The sequence below is a fragment of the Micromonospora sp. D75 genome, assembly GCF_018070405.1.
GTDB classification, from domain to species: domain Bacteria; phylum Actinomycetota; class Actinomycetes; order Mycobacteriales; family Micromonosporaceae; genus Micromonospora; species Micromonospora chalcea.
The window spans coordinates 1-2,093 of the sequence record NZ_JAGPXV010000838.1 but is presented as its reverse complement, the minus strand read 5'-3'; the positions used below and the strand labels follow the sequence as shown (position 1 = coordinate 2,093).

At 73.1% G+C, this 2,093-nt stretch carries 2 protein-coding genes; both read right to left on the bottom strand.

Features of this window, described 5'->3' with window-relative positions; genetic code table 11:
* The coding region (locus KBX39_RS29730; RefSeq protein ID WP_210873704.1) for an acetyl/propionyl/methylcrotonyl-CoA carboxylase subunit alpha at positions 1–1,263 on the bottom strand (1,263 nt) is incomplete at its 3' end.
* 77 nt (positions 1,264–1,340) lie between these two features.
* Positions 1,341–1,955, bottom strand: a complete 615-nt coding sequence (locus tag KBX39_RS29725) for a TetR/AcrR family transcriptional regulator (protein ID WP_043327636.1) — start codon at positions 1,953–1,955, stop codon at positions 1,341–1,343.
* Between the last annotated feature and the right edge of the window lie 138 nt (positions 1,956–2,093).

Sequence of the window (2,093 nt, the reverse complement as noted above, 5' to 3'; positions counted from 1 at the left end):
GAACGGCAGGTTGCACTTCGGGCCGGCGATCTCGAACTGGGCGACCGCCGCCCGGGCCCGCTCGACCGCCTCCTCGCGGGTGTCCCCGCTGACGATCAGCTTGGCCATCAGGCTGTCGTAGAACGGCGTGACCGTGTTGCCGGCGACGTAGCCGGAGTCCACCCGTACGCCGGCGCCGGCCGGCTCGTTCCAGGTGGTGATCGCGCCCGGGCCGGGCAGGAAACGCTTCGGGTCCTCGGCGTTGATCCGCAGCTCGATGGCGTGGCCGCGCGGGGCGAGCGCGTCCGGGTCGAACGTCGGCACCAGCCCGGCCGCCACCCGGAGCTGCTCCTCGACCAGGTCGACGCCGTAGACGTACTCGGTGACCGGGTGCTCGACCTGCAGCCGCGTGTTCATCTCCAGGAAGAAGAACTCCTGCGTCGAAGGATCGAGCAGACATTCCACGGTGCCCGCGTTGCGGTAGTTCACCGCCTCGCCGGCCCGTACCGCCGCGGCCAGGAAGCGCTCGCGCAGCTCCGGCGAGACCGCCGGGGACGGCGACTCCTCGACCAGCTTCTGGTTGCGCCGCTGCACCGAGCACTCCCGCTCGCCGAGCGCCACCACCCGGCCGTCGGCCAGGCCGAGGATCTGCACCTCGACATGGCGTACCCGGGGGAAGTACCGCTCGATCAGCACCGAGCCGTCGCCGAACATCCGCTCCGCGAACGCGCGGACCTTGTCGTACTCGGTGCGCAGCGCCGCCTCGTCGGCGGCCACGCCCATGCCCATGCCACCGCCACCGGCGGCGGCCTTGACCATCACCGGGTAGCCGATCTCCGCGGCCGCCGCGACCGCCGCGTCCAGGTCGGCCGCCGGCTCGGTGGTGCCGGGCGCGACCGGCACCCCGGCCGCCGCCATCAGGTTCCGGGCGTTGATCTTGTCGCCCATCGCGGTGATCGCGTCCGCGCCGGGTCCGACCCAGATCAGGCCCGACCCCTCGACGGTACGGGCGAAGTCCGCGTTCTCGGACAGGAAGCCGTAGCCGGGGTGGATCGCCTGCGCGCCGGTGCTGCGGGCGGCCTCGAGGATCGCCTCGACGTTCCGGTAGCTCTGCGCCGGGTTCGCCGGGCCGACGCAGACCGCCTCATCGGCCTCGGTCACGAACGGCAGCGCGCCGTCGGCCTCCGAGTGCACAGCGATCGTCCGGATCCCGAGCCGCCTGCCGGTACGGATGATCCGGCGCGCGATCTCCCCCCGGTTGGCGACCAACAACGATTCGATCATCTTCTGCACGGACGTGACCCCTTCTCGACGCAAAGCCGGGGTCTCTTCTTAACATGCGTTAAGGTCCGGGCGGCGTGTCAGGTCGGGTCGGTGGGCGCGAGCAGGGCCGCGAGCGTCGCGCCGCGCAGCAGCTCGGCCCGGCGCCGGCGATCGACCTCGCCACCGAGGAACGGCGTCGAGTTCATCAGGCCGAACGCCGCGTGGGCGAGCACCCGGGCCGCGCCGTCCGGCAGGCCGGGGTGCAGCGCGGTCAGCACCGTCACCCACTCCTCGACGTACATCCGCTGAAGCCGGCGGATGCGCCGGCGCGGCTCGTCCGGCAGGCGGTCCAGCTCGTGCAGGTGCAGGGCGATCACCGCCGGGTTGGCCAGCGCGAACTCGACGTGGAAGTCGATCAGCGACTCCAGCGCGCCACGCGGGTCGTCCGGGTGCCCGGCGGCCCGCTCCCGCCCGCCCGCGAGCAGCCCCTCGCTGACCGGCACCAGCGCGGCGACGAGCATCGCCTCCTTGCCGGCGAAGTGGTGGTAGAGAGCCGGCCCGGTGACACCGGCCGCCGCGCCGATGTCGTCCATCGACACGCCGTGGTAGCCGCGCGCCGCGAAGAGGCCGACCGCGATCTCCAGGATCTCGTCCCGCCGGGACCGGCGCCGGGCCGTGCCCGCCGTCCCCCGTGCCTGCTGTTCCACCGCCACCGGATCAGCCTAGACCTCGGCGTCGATCTAGAGCAGCCGCGGTTACCCGGCAGTCGCCTCAGTCCTCCTCGATGCCGTGCTCGGCGCGGACCGTCGCCGCCTCGGCCGGCCGGCCCTGGTCGTCGAGCGCGCGGGCCA